This window comes from Nocardia nepalensis, from assembly GCF_048910785.1.
GTDB lineage: Bacteria > Actinomycetota > Actinomycetes > Mycobacteriales > Mycobacteriaceae > Nocardia > Nocardia nepalensis.
On record NZ_JBKBET010000020.1, the window covers coordinates 238866 to 254032 of the forward strand.

The following is a 15167-nucleotide window of genomic DNA, read 5'->3' on the forward strand; positions in this document are numbered from 1 at the left end:
GCAAAAATCGGACATATCTAGCGCGTATTCCGTCGGTCCCTTAAAGTTGGACGCATGACCAACTCGTGGGGGAACTGGGCCGGGGATCAACACTGCGCTCCGGATGTCATCGCCACCCCTCGCAACACCGAAGAACTGGCCGCGATCATCGGCCGCGCCGCAACCACCGGGCAGACGGTACGCGTCGCCGGAGCGGGCCATTCCTTCACCGATGCCGTACTCACCGACGGCATCCTGCTGAACCTGTCGAAGATGAACCGCATCCTCACCGTGGACCGGGAGACCGGCCGCGTGCGAGTCGAGGCGGGCATCACCCTCAATGCCGCGAGCACCGCTCTGCATCCGCTCGGCCTGGCCTTCCCGAATCTGGGCGATATCGACGTACAGACCATCGCGGGCGCCACCGCCACCGCCACCCACGGCACCGGTGCGAGGCTGCAAAACCTCTCGGCCGCACTGCAATCCATCGAACTGGTGCTCGCCGACGGCAGCCGGGTCGAGGTGAACGAGCAGACCGACCCGGACGGCTGGCGCGCGGCACGGGTCAGCGTCGGAGCGCTCGGCGTGGTCAGCGCGGTCACCTTGCAACTGGTGCCGTCGTTCGTGCTCGAGGGGATCGAACGGCCGGTGCCGGTCGAGGAGGTCCTCGCGGATCTGGACTCCTATGTCGACGGCAACGAACACTTCGAGTTCTACATGTTCGGGCACAGTCCGCTGGCGATGACCAAGCGCAACAACCCCGTCGACCTGCCGGAGCAGCCGCGCGGTAAGGCCGCCGACTGGTTCGCCGATATCCTGATGTCCAACTACACCTTTGACGTGCTGTGCCGACTCGGTAAGCGGCAGCCGCGGCTGGTGCCGTGGATCCACCGCGGCGCGGCGTATGCGGGCAGCTACCGGCGCCAGGTCGACCGCTCGTATCGAGTCTTCGCCTCGCCCCGCCTGATTCGCTTCACCGAAATGGAATACGCGATCCCGCGCGAGCATTCCGTCGCCGCCATCCGCGAGATCAAGGAGCTATCGACGAGGTTCGATACGCCCATGCCGATCGAGGTGCGCTGGGTCGCCCCCGATGACGCCTTCCTCTCCCCCGCCGGCGGCCGCGACACCTGCTACATCGCCGTGCACCAATATCGCGGGATGGACTTCGAACCGTATTTCCGCGCGTGCGAAGCGGTTTTCGACAAGTACAACGGCCGCCCGCACTGGGGTAAGCGGCACTTCCAGACCGCGGAGACGCTTCGGCCCCGCTATCCGGACTGGGATCGCTTCGCCGAGGTACGCCGCCGCTTCGATCCGAAGGGCCGCTTCACCAATGCCTACATAGAGCGCGTATTGGGCTGTGTTTGATTTGCCGCGTCTTCGGCGCGGTCAACTGGACAGCATTTCGGACACCAGGCGCGGAAGCGCGGTGCCGATGGGTTCGCGGATGACCTCGGTGGCGATGCCGTCGTAAGGCGTCGGCTCGGCATTGACGATGACCAGGTCCGCGCCGCTGTCGACGGCGAGCGCGCACATCGACGCGGCGGGCTCCACCTGCAGCGAGGAGCCGACGGCCAGGAAGATATCGCTGGCCTCGGCGGTCAGCGCGGCCTTGGTCATGGTGCGGAGGTCCATCTGTTGACCGAACATGATGGTCGCCGATTTCAGGATGCCGCCGCAGGCCGGACACGGCGGATCCGCCTCGCCCGCGGCGACGCGTGCCAAGGTGGCGGCCATGGTGGTCTCGTATGTACAACCGACGCAGACGACTTCGAACATATTGCCGTGGATCTCGATCACCCGGCCGGGCGAGGATCCGGCGCGCTGGTGCAGCCGGTCGATGTTCTGGGTGATGATCGTGATGGTGCGCCCGGCGCGTTCCAGGTCGGCGAGCGCGATGTGCGCGGCATTGGGCTCGGCCTGCCAGGCCGGATTGTCGCGGCGGGCCAGCCAGGATCGTTTGCGCAGCTCCGGATCGGCGAGGTAGGCGTCATAGGTCGACAGCAGTTCGGCGATGGGATCCTTCGTCCACACACCGCGCGGGCCACGGAAGTCCGGTATGCCGGAATCGGTGGAGATGCCCGCGCCGGTGAGCACGCCGATCCGCCCGTCCCGTTTGCGCCAGTCGGTCGTCATATCGAATCAGCCTAGGGCGCGGGTCCAGCAGTGCCCAGCGCGCAATTTATGAGAGATTGTTACACTGAGTCTCTCAGGCTCTTGGAACGGCTGATCAAAGGAGATCGCAATGACCGCCGCCGCACTCGACATCACTTCGCGGACCGCACCCGAGCGCCGCCCGTTCGCACCGGGTTCCCGAATGTGGGACGAGACCGGTTTGATCACCTTCTCCCTGACCGCCGGATCGGCATTCCTGCTGCAGACCATGGAGCCGACCATCGCCGCCGTGGTCGATGAACACTCCACCTTCCGAACCGATCCGCTCGGCCGCGCGGTGCGCAGCATCGGTTCGGTCATGATGTGGATCTACGGCGGCGATGAGGCGATCGCCGAGGCGGATCGACTGCGCAAGATGCACGCCTCGCTCAACACCACCACCCCGGACGGCGTACGGCACAAGGCGCTGGCCTCCGGACCGTGGGCCTGGGTCCTGCACACCGGCACCTTCGCCTTCACCGAGAACGCGGAGTACTTCTCCCGCCGCCCGCTCACGGCCGCCGAGAAGGACGCGTACTACCAGGAGACGGTGCAGCTCATGCGCAATTTCTCGGTGGCTCCCAAGGAGATTCCGGCGAACTACGCCGAGTTCGAGAAATTCTTCACGGATATGGTGGAGAACCACCTGCAAGAGACCGGCACCGCGCACGACTATCTGAAGGTTATCCAGTCCATCGCACCGCCTCGCCAACTGCCGCGGGCACTGCGGCCGGTCTGGAAGCGCGTCGTATCGCCGGTGGGACGGCTGCAGTACTTCGTCACCGTCGGCACCACTCCGGAGGTCGCGCGTCGCAAGCTCGGACTGACCTGGTCGGAGTCCGATGAGCGCAAGCTGAAGGCGTTGGGCTGGTTCATCGCGCGCACGGTGCCGCTGCTGCCCGAGCGGGTGCGCTACTTCCCGATCGCCTACGAGGCGCGTCGCCTGGAGCGCGACCGGGCGCGACTGCGCAAGGTCATCAACTTGCGTCCCATGTGAGGATTGCGCGCTCGGCGACGAGCGCCGATGGGCCCGCGGTTGCCGCTACGGCACCGCGGGCCCCGTTGTATGCAGGCAAAACGCATAATTTCTGACCGGCCGGTTTCTTATCGGTCCATATCCCGCGCGCCACAACGACTCTCGGGCGACGGTCCGCGAGATGCCTTGGCGTGCAGTGTCGGCCCCTCGTTGCGAAACACTTTCGCCCGGTCCTGGTATACGTATCACGCACCCTACGACGCAGACCCGGTGTACCCTGCCCGACATTTCCGACATCGCGCCCAGACATTCGAATCCCACAGCGCAGCTCCGATTCGCCAGCCTGAAAGGTTTTCCCGCACATGGCTCACAAGCCCAGCGTGCTGTTCGTCTGTGTCCACAATGCGGGCCGGTCGCAAATAGCCGCCGGATTCCTCGAAACGCTCGCCGGTGACCGCATCGATGTGCGTTCCGCGGGAAGCACGCCCGCCGACGAACTCAACCCGGCCGCCGTCGCGGTCATGGCCGAACTCGATATCGACATCTCCGCGCACGCGCCGAAACTGCTGACCGTCGACGCGGTGGCGATGTCGGATGTCGTCGTCACCATCGGGTGCGGCGACGTTTGTCCGTTCTTCCCCGGCATCAGCTATCGCGACTGGATGCTGCCCGATCCGACCGGCGAGGACATCGCGATCGTGCGCTCGATCCGCGACCGGATCCGCATCCTGGTGGAGAACCTGATCGCCGAACTGATTCCGGCCACCGCCTGCTGAGTCCGATTTGTTCAAGACGCCCGCCGACGTGCCGCATACGCTGCGGATATGACTCCACAACTCAACGTCGTCGGCATTGTCGTCAGTGATATGAGCGCCTCGCTCGCCTTCTACCGGCGCCTGGGTCTCGAGTTCCCCGAGGGCGCGGAGAGCGAGGGGCACAACGAGGCCGCACTGGCCGGCGGTATGCGGTTCACGCTGGACACCGAAGCGGTCATCGAGTCCTTCCACGCCGGCTGGCAGCGGCCGACGTCGGCGGGCCGGATCGGGCTGGCATGCCAATGCGCGGACCCCGCCGAGGTCGACGCGGTCTACGACGAACTCGTCGGCGCCGGGTACCGCGGCGAGCTGAAGCCATGGGACGCCTTCTGGGGCCAGCGCTACGCGACGATCCTGGATCCGGATGGCAACAGCGTCGACTTGTACGCCACGCTGCCCAGCTGAAGCGCTATGAGCGAGTGAGCAACTCGCTCAACGGCATTCCGGCCAGTTCGCGCACATCCCGCGCGAGATGGGCTTGGTCGGCGAATCCGGTGCGGAATGCGGTGTCCGCGAGCGGCACTCCGCCGCGGGCCATCGCGAGCGCGCGCTGCAGCCGCAGGATCCGCGCCAATGTCTTGGGCCCGTAGCCGAACGCCGCGAGCGAGCGTCGATGCAGCACCCGCGCCCCGAGCCCCGCGGCTTCGGCCGTCGCCGCGACCGACCATCCGGCGTCGAGCGCCCCGACGATCCGCCGCAGCACCGGATCCGGCGGCTCGGTGTCGTAGGCCCGTCGCAATGCGATCGCCTCCAGTGCGGCAGGTTGATCCCGGGCCGCCCCAACCTGCTCCGCGAGCCGCCGCACCGCAGCCGACGGCCACAGATCCGCCAATTCGACCCGCTCATCGCGCAACTCGTGCGCGGACACCCCGAGCAGCGCGGGCGCAGTCCCCGGCGCGAACCGAATCCCCACCCACCGCTTCCCAGCCCCGCCATCAGCCATATATGCCCGCGTATCCGGCCCGGCGACCAGCAATCTGCCATCACTCCACAGCAGGTCCATACAGCCATCCGGCAGCACCGGCAACGTCGCCGCCCCGCTGGTGTTGGTATTCGTCCACACCACGGCGTCCGCGAACCGCGACCGCCGCTCCCGATACCCCGGCACCACCTCTGCCACGAATCCGAGGCTACCCGCGGCGTTTCCGGAAAGACGAGTGCCTGATCCGGATCAGTGTGGGGTGATGCCGCGGGGCGTGACGCGGATCGCGGGACTATCGGCCGCGGCGATTTTGGACTCCGGATCCTTGCAGCCGACGGTGACCTCTGCGCCCGCGGGTGAGGAAAAGGTCCACAGGGTCATCCACTCTATTCCGCCGATTGTTTCCTGTTTCTTGGTGTTGGTCGAACGTAGGTCTTCGTTGCGTCCGGTGCTGTCGGTCACCGTGCAGCGCAGGCTCGCGGTCGCGGCGCCCCAGTCCACGGGCACCTTGATATCCATCACCGCATCGGCGGGAATCGGCACTTTCTTGGTCTCCCCCAGCGCAATTCGCACACCGCTGCCGGGTTCCTCGTGTTCGGTCGCGACGGGCGTCGCGCTCACCGAGCTCGATTCCGACGCCGCGGACGATGTCGGCGCGGCCGTCGTGGACTTGTCATCGGAACATCCCGCCACGGCGACGGCCAGCCACGCCGTCGTCACTGTCATCCAGATCAGTTTCACCGGTCAACCTCTCTTCGACAGAGCATGACTACAACTTCCAGATTGACGCAGACTACATGGCGCGAAAATCAGCAATTTGTTCGCAAATAGGAGGACTCGACCAATATCGAAAATCCGGATGGCGCGATTATTGCCGCCGCGGCCAGTTTCCACGGCGGCCACTTGGCCATGGACGAACAACCCGACAGTCCGCACCATGCCGCCGCTGGCATTACCGCCGAACTATTGATCGCGCATGCGAGCCAGGACGATTCGATGCCGCCGGAACAGATAGCCCGCCTCGAAAGGCCCTCGACGCCGCGCATGTGCGCTACACCTCGGTGGTCTACCCGAATACCCGCCACGGCTTCACCACGCGCGACACCCCGGTCTTCGACCAGGCGGCCTACGACCGCCACCTCTCGGATCTCCTCGCTCTATTGCAGCGTGCCTAGGGCAAGATGAGGTGCGGAGGAGTGCAGATGGAGTTGAGCTACCAGGATGTGAAGGCCGCCGCCGATCGGATCACCGGTCACGTGCTGCCGGTCACCGTCGCCCTCGGGGCAAGCGAGGCGATCCCGACGAGGGGATCCGAATCCTGCGAGCTGTGGTTGGCGCTGGAGTTCATGCAGCACACCGGTTCGTTCAAGGCCCGTGGCGCGCGGAACTTCATCCAGGCGCACCGCGATAACGGGACGCTGCCCGACGCGGGCGTGACCATCGCCTCCGGCGGGAACGCCGGACTCGCCTGCGCGTGGGCGGCACACGGCCAAGGCGTCCGGGCGACGGTATTCCTGCCGACCACCGCCCCGGCCGTGAAGGTCGAGCGGCTGCGCGGCTACGGCGCGGACGTGCGCCTGGTCGGTGCCGAATACGCCGACGCACTCGCCGCCTGTCGCGAATACGCCGACACCACTGGGGCTTTGCTCTCGCACGCCTACGACAACCCGTATATCGCGGCCGGTGCGGGCACCTTGATGATGGAGATCCACCGCCAGCTCCCCCGGCTGGACACCGTGGTCGTGGCGGTCGGCGGCGGTGGTCTGTTCGCCGGAATCGCCACGGCCGCCGATCACTACGGCGTCCGCACGATCGCGGTGGAACCGCAGAACTGCCGCGCGCTGCACGCCGCCATCGAGGCCGGGCGGATCGTCGACGTACCCGTGGACTCGGTTGCCGCCGATTCTCTCGGCGCCCGCCGCGCCACGGAATTGGCGCTGCACGCGGCCCAGAACTACGACGTCACCTCGATTCTGGTGCCCGACCAGGACATCATCGCGACCCGCAGAAAACTGTGGCACGACCGCCGCCTGGCCGTCGAACACGCCGCCGCAACGGCGCTGACGGCCCTGACCACCAGCGCATACCGCCCCGAACCCGGCGAACGAGTGTGTGTCGTGCTGTGCGGCGCGAACACCGATCCCTCGGACCTGACGCGGTAATTCGGGTCGAGCCCGGGCCGGGCGCACTAAGCTCGATTACGACTCGGATGGAGGCACCTCATGTCGGTCCAATCCCTCATGGTCCCGGTCGGAACGCCCGCTCCGGACTTCGCCCTGCCCGACCTCGACGGTCACGTCCACGCCCGCGCCGATTACGCGGCCGGGCCCGGGCTCCTGGTCATCTTCGCCTGCAACCACTGCCCGTATGTGCGGCACCTCGAGTCGAAGCTCGGCGAAGTACTCGATACGCTCGCGATCCCGACGGTCGCGGTCTGCACCAATGACGCCGACGCCTACCCGGACGACGCACCGGATCGGCTGCGCGCCCAGGCCGACCGCGCGGGTTGGAAATTCCCCTACCTGATCGATGAATCACAACAGGTGGGTCGAGCCTTCAACGCCGCATGCACGCCGGACTTCTTCCTCTACGATGCGCGCCTCGAACTCGCCTACCGCGGCGCGTTCGACGAATCCACACCGGGCAACGGTAAGCCGGTGACCGGCAACGAATTACGCGCCGCGATCGAGAATGTGCTCGCCGGAGCACCCGTGCCCGAACCGCATCGGCCGAGCATGGGTTGCTCCATAAAATGGCGGCACTAGGTGCCGATCACCGCATTCATGATCGTGCCGGCGCTGGTCGCGACGACGCCGCCGATCATGGCTCCCGCCACCATCTTCGGTGACTGGAGGCCGCCGCCGGACCACTTCTCCCACGCGAACCGACCGCCCGCGTAGGTGATGGCCGTGATGCCAGCCAGCAGGATGAACCAGGTGAAGTAGCGCACCATCTGCAGGATCTTGTCCGAGATGGGCGGCGCCTCCGGTGTCGGGTTGCCGAGCTGGGCCAGGACTGCTCCATAGGTGTCATGTGCCGCGGCGAGAATCATGCTCACAGTCGTACCCCTCTTCTGATGTCGGCGACGCCGTAGAGCGTCTAGCGAGATGATAGCCCGTCAGCTCGAGACAGATTGTGCAGCAACTGGATTCAACGACATACCGGTCAGCTCGATTGGAACACCGACTTGCGAGCGCGGTGAGCGCAATCGCCAATTGCACACCGCGGTCAGCGAATACGCGCAACTCGCCCAGCACCGATCCGCTCGGGGCCATCGGCAGCGTCGGCGGGAAACGCAGCACCAGCAGAAGTGCGACGTCCGCGCAGAGCGCCGCCGATGCGAATGTCGCACGCCAGCCCAGGTTTTGGCCGATGGCGGTGCCGACCGCGTGCCGCCGATTATGCCCGGATTCATGCCGAGCGCCACCTGCGTCACCGTGGACGCCACCTGGCCCGGTTCGGCCGTCGGGATGACGGTCGCGATGGCGACCGCGAAAAACGTGCTCGGCGGCCAGTCGCCGTTGACCTCACTCACCGCCGACCAGCAGGAAACCCTGGACGATCTGCTGCACGCAATGGGTGCCGCCAGGACCCTTGTTTGAACATACGATCGGACGTATTCTTTGAATATGACGACGGCGACGCTCCCGACCACCGAGGAAACCGATCCGTTCTGCCTGGCACCGCTGGACGCGGCCGCACTGCTCTTCGACGCACCATGGCGGCGGTTCGCGGTGATCGGCGACAGCCTGTCGGCCGGGACCGGCGACCCCAGTCCCGGCTACACCAGCATGGGCTGGGCCGATCGCGTCGCGGATACGCTGCGCCGCGTCCACCCCGATCTGGCTTACCTCAACACCGCACAGGATGGGGCGACCACCGCCCAGACACTGCGGCATCAGACGGATCGGCTGGCCGACTTCGCGCCCGACCTGCTCCACGTGCCGTCCGGCGCGAACGATATCGTGCGGCGTACACCGGATTTCGCCGAGATCGAGGAGACGTTGCGCGCGATGTACCGCTTCGCCGCCGGAACCGGCGCGCAGTTGACGACCTTCACGCTGGGCAAGGCATATGTCGTGCCGGTCTTTCCGGATTGGCGCGAGCGGGTGCGGACGGTCAACGACATCACCCGCCGCCTCGCCGCCGAATACGGCGCACTGGTCGTCGACATGTGGGATCACCCGATCAACGACCGCGCGAACCTGCTCAGCGCCGACCGCATCCACTTCTCCGCCTCGGGGCAGGCGGTCATGGCGGCCGAGGTCGTCAAAACCCTTGCACACCAACTCGGTAAGCGAGTGAACGAATGAGTGGAGCATCGCGCAGCGATTCGATGAGCGGTGGTGGCCGGGTGGCAGGTGGGCCCGAGGACAAGCGTCTGCTGCGCGGGGCGCGCAGTCGCCGACTCGTGCTCCGCCAGGCCGTCGACACCGCCTCGCTCGACGGTCTCGAAGGCTTGAGCTTCGGCAAACTGGCCACCGATACCGGCCTCAGCAAGGCGGGCATACAGACGCTTTTCAAGACCAAGGAAACGCTGCAGCTGGCGGCGCTCGACCTCGCCCGCGAGATGTTCATCGACGCCGTCATCCGCCCCGCACGCGCGCAACCCCATGGCGTGCGACGCCTTCGCGCGTTGATCGAGTTCTGGATCAGCTACGCCGAGACGCCGCTGTTCGCGGGCGGCTGCTACATCGTCGCCAATATGCCGGAGTTCGATAGCCGACCGGGGCCGGTCCGCGATGCGCTGGTCCGCGACCAGCGGGATTGGATATCGACCATGGCCCACGAACTCCGGCACGCCATCGATGCGGGCGAAATCGCCGATCTGGATGCCGATCTCGTCGCTTTCCAGATCGACGCCGTCCTGTGGGCGGCCAATACGGCACTGCGACTGGGCGATACCGATGTGGTGCACAAGATCCGCCGAGTTGTCGAAGGCTTTCTCACCCCGCCGGCCTGAGCGGCCGATCAGGGGCAGTCGGCGGTTTGCTGCAGTTCGATGCGGATTCGGCCGTCGGTGAGGATGAGGGTGCCCTCGGTCGTGGTCCAGGCCGGGGCGAGCAGGAGGAATTCGGTCAGCCAGGTGTCCTGGTCGGTGAGTTCGCGCGGGTAGGACAGGACGGTGCAGAACGGGGAGCGGGTTTTCAGGACGCCGCTGTCGGCGTCCACCTCGAACATCACGGTGTTGCCGCCGGCGTGGGCGGAGAGGCGGCGGGTTTCGTCGACGAACCACAGGGTGATCCGGGTGCCGCCGACCAGAAATCGTGGTCGGCCATTCTCGGTGACGGATGAGGAGACGTAGCGGTGGCCCCAAAGATCGGAGTCGTACGCACCCGTCTCCCGACCGCCACCGGTCATCGAATTGATACGCGACATTGCGTTCATATGCGGCTCAGCCCTTACTCACGGCGTACGACGGCCCACCTATCCTGATTCCCGCCCTCAGCGGGCTGAATAACCCGGTCCACTGAGCGAACCGATCAGCGCAGATTCTTCTCGATTTCGCGCGCGGCGTGCGCGACGAGACCGGGCAGGTTCGGTGGAAAATGTTGCGAGAGTGACATACAGCTGATGGCGGCCGCATTGCACACGCCGGGTTGACGGATCGCCGCTGCGGCACAACAGATTCCGGCGATCAGCTCGTGGTGGTCGACGGAAACCATTCCGGCATCGGCGATTCCGGTGCGCACCCGGTGCCATTCGGCGGGCGAATAGGTCGGTGGCGGGACGGTGTTGTCGGCACGTCCCGCGAAGAGGACCCGCGCCAGCGCCGTCCGATACAACAGCTCGGGGTCCGCGCTGGTATTGAGAAAGAATTCCGCGCCCTTGATCCCGGACACCAGCCGGACCTCGCCCGCATCGAGAACACAGACCGCGACAGTCGAATTGGTCAAAGCCGCCAATACCCGGGCCGGCCGTTGCGCGGCCCGACGCAGCATCGGCGCGGCCTGCCAGTGCCGCCCCAACTCCGCCACCCGCTCGCCGACGAAGTACCGCTGCTCCACCCGCTGCACCGCGCCGAGCGCCACCAACTGCTCGGCCAACCGATACGCGGTGGCCTTCGCCAATCCAGTGGTCCGGGCCAGTTGCGAGAGCCCACAGCCCTCCGGCGCGGCCGAAATCGCGTCCAGGATCTGGAAACCGGCATCGAGCACCCCGCGGCCCGCTCCGTCAGCCGATGGACTCTCGACCATCGCGCCCCGCCTTCCTCCGCACCGCGGCCTCCCATCGGCACAACACGGCAAGAAGAAATGCTACGCCCGTTGTCGTTCGCAACAAGGCGTTCCGATCCCGCAACTCACGTGAGCACCGCAGGTTTTCTCAGCACAGTCTCATCGAACACTTGGTGGTTGTCTCAGGAGCATTCCGTTCAATGTCCGGTAGCTGCCCCGCCCGGTCCCAGTCTCAGCCGGGCGGTAGGCAGCGCCAAAGTCCGCGCGAATGCGAAACGACCTCGAACCGGATCGGCGGCTATCTCGTAACACCTAGGACAAAGTGTCGAGAACCCGAGGTCGCGATGAGTGTCGAACACTTCAACCGTCGAACAATCGTCATCGGGGCAGGGGCCGCGGCATTCGCCGCGGCCTGCTCGACGAGCGAGCGCTCGTCGATACAGCCCACAACCACTTCCACCGCAGCGCGAACGACGACATCGAGTTCGGTCGCCGCCGCTCCCACCACCGAACCGCCGCCGACCGAGTCGGTGCAGGCGGGCCCCGAACCGGCGTCGGGCACCGCGCTCACCCGCACCTCCGATGTGCCGATCGGCTCCGGAGTATTGCTCGGCGATACCGTCGTCACCCAGCCGAGTCCCGGTAATTACCAGGCTTTTTCGGTGATCTGCACGCATGCGGGCTGCGCTGTGAACACCATCAGCGGCGGCACGATCAATTGCCCTTGCCATGGCAGCAGATTCAACCTCGATGGATCCGTCGCCACCGGTCCGGCCACCCAGCCGCTCGCCGCACGCACCATCTCCGTGCAGGGAGAATGGATCGTCGCGGGCGCGTTCGCACCGCTACCCGCCACCCAGCAACAGCTCCCAGAACAACCCGCACCGGCGCCGGTCGTCGAGGAGGGCGCACCCGAGAACGCCCTGGCCCGCGCCTCCGACATACCGGTCGGCTCCGGACTCATCCTCGGCGATACCGTGCTGACCCAACCGAATCCCGGTAATTACCAGGGCTTCTCGGTGATCTGCACCCATCAGGGCTGTGCCCTCAACGAAATCGCGGGCGGCACCATCAACTGTCCTTGCCACGGCAGCAAATTCAATCTCGACGGCTCCGTCGCGACGGGCCCCGCCAACGAACCGCTGTCCCGGCGCGAGGTATCGGTGCAAGGCGACTGGATCGTCGCCGGCGCACCGGCGACGCCGCCGGTGATCAAACCGTGGTGGTGTGAGGTACCGATCTTCGCGCCCGGTAGCGCGGGCTGCTGACGGATTACTTCCGCCGGGCGGTTCGGGTGGCGCCGATGGATGCGGCCACGACGCAGATGACGCCCGCCCATTGTCCTGGATTCATGATCTGGCCCAAGACGATCAGTCCGGCGAGGGCGGCCGCCGCGGGCTCGAGGCTCATCAGCACGCCGAATACGCGCGCTGGAATGCGCCGCAGCGCTTCGAGTTCCACGGAATACGGCAGTACCGACGACAGCATCGCGACCGCGAATCCGGCGGCGAGCACGGAGGGTTGGAACAGGGTGCTACCCGCCTCGGCGATGCCGACCGGGACCATGAGCAAGCCGCCGAACGCCATCGCAATGGCCAGACCTCCGCCGCCGGTGGTGCGGTCACCGAGTGCGGCGCTGAGCAGAATGTAGCTCGCCCACAAGGCTCCTGCGGCCAAGGCGAACAGCACTCCGGACCACCCGACCTGCCCGCCCGCCTTGGTCAACAGCAGCACCCCGCCGCCCGCGAGCACCGCCCACACCGGATCGGACCACCGCCGCGAGCCCACCAAGGCGACGGTGAGCGGCCCGAGGAATTCGAGGGTGACCGCCATGCCGAGCGGAATCCGATCGATGGCCTGATAGAAGCACAGATTCATGCTTGCCAGCACCGCGCCGTAGCCGAGTACCACCGGCAGCGCACGCCGCTCGATCCGCAACCCGGACCGCCACACCACCAACAGCACGATCCCGGCGAAGAACAGCCGCAGCGTGACCGCGCCCGCGGCCCCGGTGGCGCTGAACAACTGCTTGGCCAGCGCCGCGCCGACCTGCACGCTCACGATCCCGATCAGCACCAACGCCGTCGGCGGCACTCCGCCGAGCCCGCGCTCGCGCACCGCGCGCATGGCCGTAACCGGCCACGCCGACTTCACATTCCGTTCGAGATCGATCGCGACCACTCGGCACACCCTCCATCCGACAACCGAAATTCCATCATCCGCACAATGTCAACGGACCGCGCGGAAATCAGGACGCGGGGCGAGGACCTGCCAGATCGACGAGATCGCCATCTCCCCGCGCGGAATCCGCCTCGGCCGCAAGCGACTTCGCGCGCCTACTGCCCACCAGATACACCGCGACGAGCAGCACGCTCAACCACACGTAGGTGTTCCCCCACAGGTGTTGCCAAGGCGTCCACGACAATTCGCGTCGATTATCGCCGGGCATCCAGTTCTGCGGCCCGTATACGAACGCCGCCGCGGTCACCACGATCGCCACATACCACCCGATCGCCCGGCTCCGCGGCACCGTGCTCGCGTAACAGACCATCGCGAACAGCGCGGGCGCGATCATCACCCAGTGATGCGACCAGGAGATCGGCGATACCAGCAGCGTGAAGACCGCGTTGATCGACAGCGCCAGCGCCGGCGCATCGGCCGCCTGCCGCATGGCCGCGACCACCAGAACCAGCAGCGCCGCGCTGAGCAGCAGCCAGAGCACCGTGAACAACGGCTTCTCCACGCCGAACCGGGCGAGCACGGCCTGAATCGACTGGTTGGTGTGGAACGACGAGCCGCTCAATCCGGAGACATTGCCGAGACCGCCGAACCAGTAGTTGACCGATTCCTTGGGCAGCACCGCGAAGCTGAGCGCGGTCGCCACCGCACCGGTGACGGCGGCCGTTACGGCCGAGCGATAGTCGCGGCGCACCAGGAAGTACAGCACGAACGCGGCCGGGGTCAGCTTGATCGCGGCGGCCACGCCGACCAGCATGCCGCGCCGCCACTTCGGCTTCTCGGTCAGCGTGTCGGCGGCCACCAGCACCATCAGCAGCAGGTTGACCTGGCCGAAGTCCAGCGTCGAACGGACCGGCTCCAGCAGCATGGCCAGCGGCGTCGCACACGAGGTGGCCAGCAGCGCGAGCCGCAGCCCGCCGTGTTCGGGCCAGCGCCGCCGCGCGACCAGGTACAGCGTGACGGCCAGCGCGAGCGTCGAGGAGATGAAGAAGGTGAAGGCCGCGGCATTCCATGGCAGCAGCGCGAACGGGCTCAGCACCAGTGCGGCGAACGGCGGGTAGATGAACGGCAGGCCGATGCCGATGGTGGTCTGCGGCAGCTGGCCGTACATATCCGCGCCGTCGCGCAGCGCCTCGATACCGAGCCGGTACACCTGCAGGTCGATGAAACCACCGGTGATCCGATGGAACGGCCACAGTGGCTTGGTCAGGCACCAGGTGGCGAACGCAATGAGTAGCACCGGCACCAGCCACACCACGCGCCCGAATCGTCGGTTCACGGGCTTCGACCTATCTGGGGTGGGGACACTGCTCATCCGCGGCGACTATACCGACCCGCGCGAACGCGTCCGAATCGGCGTTCCTGCCAGTGGCGATTCGGGCGCCTCAGGATGCCTCGAACAGGCTCAGCAGATCGTTCTTGCCGAACATGGCGGCCGAGGCCCGCGCGGACGGGGTTCCGGCATCCGGATCCGCACCCGCGGCGAGCAGGGCGCGCAGGATCTCGGTCTCGCCCTTGAAAACCGCACCCGCCAGCGGGGTCTGCCCCTTGTCATTGGCCCGGTTCGGGTCGGCTTCGCGCGCGAGCAGGACCTGCACGGCGTCGCGCTGACCGTGGTAGGCCGCGAGCATGAGCAGGGTGTCGCCGTGATCGTTGGTGAGATTCACCGGGACACCGGCATCGAGGTAGGCAGTGAGCCGCTCGGCATCACCCTGCCGAGCGAGATCGAAGATCTTGCTGGCGAGTTCGACCATTTCCGCGTCCGTGTTGTCAGTGCCCATCTGCCAAGTACTACCACCTGAGGTGCGCAGAAGACGGCAGGTCGCGGCCGAATGCCCGCACCGTTCCGTTACTGGGCGGCCGCTGCCGATAACAGTTTCATAACTCGGCGATCGGGTACCCCC

20 protein-coding genes are annotated in these 15167 nt (G+C 66.5%); 11 read left to right on the forward strand and 9 right to left on the reverse strand.

What is annotated here, in order from left to right; genetic code table 11:
- The first annotated feature begins 54 nt into the window (after positions 1–54).
- Positions 55–1350, forward strand: a complete 1296-nt coding sequence (locus ACHQ4I_RS12310) for a D-arabinono-1,4-lactone oxidase (RefSeq protein WP_420771838.1) — start codon at positions 55–57, stop codon at positions 1348–1350.
- 21 nt (positions 1351–1371) lie between these two features.
- Here the strand turns inward: ACHQ4I_RS12310 and ACHQ4I_RS12315 are convergent, their stop codons facing one another.
- Positions 1372–2118, reverse strand: a complete 747-nt coding sequence (locus tag ACHQ4I_RS12315) for an SIR2 family NAD-dependent protein deacylase (RefSeq protein ID WP_420771839.1) — start codon at positions 2116–2118, stop codon at positions 1372–1374.
- 109 nt (positions 2119–2227) lie between these two features.
- On the opposite strand from ACHQ4I_RS12315, the gene ACHQ4I_RS12320 reads away from it, so the two are divergent.
- From ACHQ4I_RS12320 to ACHQ4I_RS12330, 3 genes are all read left to right on the forward strand, one after another.
- Entirely contained in the window at positions 2228–3133 is a 906-nt protein-coding gene (locus ACHQ4I_RS12320; RefSeq protein WP_420771840.1) for an oxygenase MpaB family protein, read from the forward strand.
- 341 nt (positions 3134–3474) lie between these two features.
- On the forward strand, positions 3475–3888 hold the full coding sequence (locus ACHQ4I_RS12325) for an arsenate reductase ArsC (protein WP_420771841.1): 414 nt from the start codon (positions 3475–3477) through the stop codon (positions 3886–3888).
- A gap of 48 nt (positions 3889–3936) precedes the next feature.
- Positions 3937–4332 (forward strand): VOC family protein, encoded by a 396-nt coding sequence (locus ACHQ4I_RS12330; RefSeq protein ID WP_420771842.1) that lies wholly within the window; start codon positions 3937–3939, stop codon positions 4330–4332.
- 4 nt (positions 4333–4336) lie between these two features.
- Here ACHQ4I_RS12330 and ACHQ4I_RS12335 read toward each other — a convergent pair whose 3' ends face one another.
- Both ACHQ4I_RS12335 and ACHQ4I_RS12340 read right to left on the reverse strand, forming a co-directional pair.
- Positions 4337–5047 carry a helix-turn-helix domain-containing protein gene (locus ACHQ4I_RS12335; protein WP_420771843.1) on the reverse strand — a complete coding sequence of 237 codons (711 nt, stop codon included), beginning with the start codon at positions 5045–5047 and terminating at the stop codon, positions 4337–4339.
- 51 nt (positions 5048–5098) lie between these two features.
- Positions 5099–5575: a hypothetical protein gene (locus ACHQ4I_RS12340; RefSeq protein ID WP_420771844.1), complete on the reverse strand. Its 477-nt coding sequence runs from the start codon at positions 5573–5575 to the stop codon at positions 5099–5101.
- A gap of 320 nt (positions 5576–5895) precedes the next feature.
- On the opposite strand from ACHQ4I_RS12340, the gene ACHQ4I_RS12345 reads away from it, so the two are divergent.
- Genes ACHQ4I_RS12345 through ACHQ4I_RS12355 form a run of 3 tightly spaced genes read left to right on the forward strand, consistent with a single transcriptional unit; the run spans position 5896 to position 7614 of the window.
- Positions 5896–6024, forward strand: coding sequence for a hypothetical protein (locus ACHQ4I_RS12345; protein ID WP_420771845.1), 129 nt, complete (start codon positions 5896–5898; stop codon positions 6022–6024).
- Positions 6025–6051: 27 nt separating this feature from the next.
- Entirely contained in the window at positions 6052–7011 is a 960-nt protein-coding gene (locus ACHQ4I_RS12350) for a threonine/serine dehydratase (RefSeq protein WP_420771846.1), read from the forward strand.
- Positions 7012–7071: 60 nt separating this feature from the next.
- The gene (locus ACHQ4I_RS12355; RefSeq protein ID WP_420771847.1) at positions 7072–7614 is read left to right on the forward strand and encodes a thioredoxin family protein; all 543 of its coding nucleotides are present in this window, start codon (positions 7072–7074) and stop codon (positions 7612–7614) included.
- Here the strand turns inward: ACHQ4I_RS12355 and ACHQ4I_RS12360 are convergent.
- Entirely contained in the window at positions 7611–7901 is a 291-nt protein-coding gene (locus ACHQ4I_RS12360; RefSeq protein WP_420772660.1) for a hypothetical protein, read from the reverse strand. The genes ACHQ4I_RS12355 and ACHQ4I_RS12360 overlap by 4 nt on opposite strands.
- Before the next feature lie 361 nt (positions 7902–8262).
- Between ACHQ4I_RS12360 and ACHQ4I_RS12365 the strand changes: the two genes are divergently transcribed.
- The 3 genes from ACHQ4I_RS12365 to ACHQ4I_RS12375 are packed head-to-tail and all read left to right on the forward strand — an operon-like array spanning position 8263 to position 9812.
- A complete protein-coding gene (locus ACHQ4I_RS12365; RefSeq protein ID WP_420771848.1) occupies positions 8263–8451 on the forward strand; it encodes a hypothetical protein in 189 nt (62 codons plus the stop codon).
- Between the two features lie 27 nt (positions 8452–8478).
- Positions 8479–9162 carry an SGNH/GDSL hydrolase family protein gene (locus tag ACHQ4I_RS12370; RefSeq protein WP_420771849.1) on the forward strand — a complete coding sequence of 228 codons (684 nt, stop codon included), beginning with the start codon at positions 8479–8481 and terminating at the stop codon, positions 9160–9162.
- A complete protein-coding gene (locus tag ACHQ4I_RS12375) occupies positions 9159–9812 on the forward strand; it encodes a TetR/AcrR family transcriptional regulator (RefSeq protein ID WP_420771850.1) in 654 nt (217 codons plus the stop codon). The genes ACHQ4I_RS12370 and ACHQ4I_RS12375 overlap by 4 nt, the downstream gene beginning before the upstream one ends.
- 8 nt (positions 9813–9820) lie before the next feature.
- Here the strand turns inward: ACHQ4I_RS12375 and ACHQ4I_RS12380 are convergent, their stop codons facing one another.
- Positions 9821–10228 (reverse strand): META domain-containing protein, encoded by a 408-nt coding sequence (locus ACHQ4I_RS12380; protein WP_420771851.1) that lies wholly within the window; start codon positions 10226–10228, stop codon positions 9821–9823.
- Between the two features lie 104 nt (positions 10229–10332).
- Positions 10333–11046: a helix-turn-helix domain-containing protein gene (locus ACHQ4I_RS12385; protein ID WP_420771852.1), complete on the reverse strand. Its 714-nt coding sequence runs from the start codon at positions 11044–11046 to the stop codon at positions 10333–10335.
- 323 nt (positions 11047–11369) lie between these two features.
- Here ACHQ4I_RS12385 and ACHQ4I_RS12390 point away from each other — a divergent pair, with 323 nt between their 5' ends.
- A complete protein-coding gene (locus tag ACHQ4I_RS12390) occupies positions 11370–12293 on the forward strand; it encodes a QcrA and Rieske domain-containing protein (protein ID WP_420771853.1) in 924 nt (307 codons plus the stop codon).
- A 4-nt stretch (positions 12294–12297) separates the two neighbouring features.
- Here ACHQ4I_RS12390 and ACHQ4I_RS12395 read toward each other — a convergent pair whose 3' ends face one another.
- The 3 genes from ACHQ4I_RS12395 to ACHQ4I_RS12405 form a co-directional block, all read right to left on the reverse strand.
- A complete protein-coding gene (locus tag ACHQ4I_RS12395; protein WP_420771854.1) occupies positions 12298–13206 on the reverse strand; it encodes an EamA family transporter in 909 nt (302 codons plus the stop codon).
- A gap of 67 nt (positions 13207–13273) precedes the next feature.
- Positions 13274–14542, reverse strand: coding sequence for a glycosyltransferase 87 family protein (locus ACHQ4I_RS12400; RefSeq protein ID WP_420771855.1), 1269 nt, complete (start codon positions 14540–14542; stop codon positions 13274–13276).
- Between the two features lie 106 nt (positions 14543–14648).
- Positions 14649–15044 (reverse strand): ankyrin repeat domain-containing protein, encoded by a 396-nt coding sequence (locus tag ACHQ4I_RS12405; RefSeq protein ID WP_420771856.1) that lies wholly within the window; start codon positions 15042–15044, stop codon positions 14649–14651.
- Positions 15045–15167: the final 123 nt, after the last annotated feature.

What these genes read in the sequence shown, in the direction of transcription:
- ACHQ4I_RS12310 (WP_420771838.1), top strand. Translation starts at nt 55, where the DNA reads ATGACCAACTCGTGGGGGAACTGGGCCGGGGATCAACACTGCGCTCCG.
- ACHQ4I_RS12405 (WP_420771856.1), bottom strand. Translation starts at nt 15,044, where the DNA reads ATGGGCACTGACAACACGGACGCGGAAATGGTCGAACTCGCCAGCAAG.
- ACHQ4I_RS12325 (WP_420771841.1), top strand. Translation starts at nt 3,475, where the DNA reads ATGGCTCACAAGCCCAGCGTGCTGTTCGTCTGTGTCCACAATGCGGGC.
- ACHQ4I_RS12390 (WP_420771853.1), top strand. Translation starts at nt 11,370, where the DNA reads ATGAGTGTCGAACACTTCAACCGTCGAACAATCGTCATCGGGGCAGGG.
- ACHQ4I_RS12315 (WP_420771839.1), bottom strand. Translation starts at nt 2,118, where the DNA reads ATGACGACCGACTGGCGCAAACGGGACGGGCGGATCGGCGTGCTCACC.
- ACHQ4I_RS12330 (WP_420771842.1), top strand. Translation starts at nt 3,937, where the DNA reads ATGACTCCACAACTCAACGTCGTCGGCATTGTCGTCAGTGATATGAGC.
- ACHQ4I_RS12365 (WP_420771848.1), top strand. Translation starts at nt 8,263, where the DNA reads ATGCCGAGCGCCACCTGCGTCACCGTGGACGCCACCTGGCCCGGTTCG.
- ACHQ4I_RS12375 (WP_420771850.1), top strand. Translation starts at nt 9,159, where the DNA reads ATGAGTGGAGCATCGCGCAGCGATTCGATGAGCGGTGGTGGCCGGGTG.
- ACHQ4I_RS12380 (WP_420771851.1), bottom strand. Translation starts at nt 10,228, where the DNA reads ATGTCGCGTATCAATTCGATGACCGGTGGCGGTCGGGAGACGGGTGCG.
- ACHQ4I_RS12370 (WP_420771849.1), top strand. Translation starts at nt 8,479, where the DNA reads ATGACGACGGCGACGCTCCCGACCACCGAGGAAACCGATCCGTTCTGC.
- ACHQ4I_RS12320 (WP_420771840.1), top strand. Translation starts at nt 2,228, where the DNA reads ATGACCGCCGCCGCACTCGACATCACTTCGCGGACCGCACCCGAGCGC.
- ACHQ4I_RS12355 (WP_420771847.1), top strand. Translation starts at nt 7,072, where the DNA reads ATGTCGGTCCAATCCCTCATGGTCCCGGTCGGAACGCCCGCTCCGGAC.
- ACHQ4I_RS12385 (WP_420771852.1), bottom strand. Translation starts at nt 11,046, where the DNA reads ATGGTCGAGAGTCCATCGGCTGACGGAGCGGGCCGCGGGGTGCTCGAT.
- ACHQ4I_RS12340 (WP_420771844.1), bottom strand. Translation starts at nt 5,575, where the DNA reads ATGACAGTGACGACGGCGTGGCTGGCCGTCGCCGTGGCGGGATGTTCC.
- ACHQ4I_RS12350 (WP_420771846.1), top strand. Translation starts at nt 6,052, where the DNA reads ATGGAGTTGAGCTACCAGGATGTGAAGGCCGCCGCCGATCGGATCACC.
- ACHQ4I_RS12360 (WP_420772660.1), bottom strand. Translation starts at nt 7,901, where the DNA reads ATGATTCTCGCCGCGGCACATGACACCTATGGAGCAGTCCTGGCCCAG.